Origin of the sequence: Aquirufa aurantiipilula, from assembly GCF_019923745.1 — a bacterium.
Classification (GTDB): domain Bacteria; phylum Bacteroidota; class Bacteroidia; order Cytophagales; family Spirosomataceae; genus Aquirufa; species Aquirufa aurantiipilula.
This window is the reverse complement of sequence record NZ_JAANOG010000061.1, coordinates 1-255: the sequence shown is the minus strand read 5'-3', so window position 1 is coordinate 255 and position 255 is coordinate 1. Positions and strand designations below refer to the sequence as shown.

The window sequence follows — 255 nt, the reverse complement described above, 5'->3', positions numbered from 1 at the left end:
TACTGTGTTGGTTTGGTTAAGGAAACATGGTACCTTAGACTGGTCATTACCCAAACAATACACTTTGGAAAATAACAGTGAACTTACTCCTGAACAGCGGATCAAGCAGCTTGAGACCGCTTTGAAAAAAGAACAAGACCGAAATCTTATTTATAAGACTATGTTTGATATTCTTCAAAAAGAACACGGTATTCAGTTGCCAAAAAAGTCTTTACCCAAGCAATCCAACGGCTCAAAGCCAAAGGAGAAGTAAGT

At 38.0% G+C, this 255-nt stretch carries 1 pseudogene; it reads left to right on the top strand.

Annotated elements, in window-relative coordinates:
* A pseudogene (locus G9H60_RS13775) lies at window positions 1-253 on the top strand (IS3 family transposase); the annotation flags it as partial.
* Window positions 254-255: the final 2 nt, after the last annotated feature.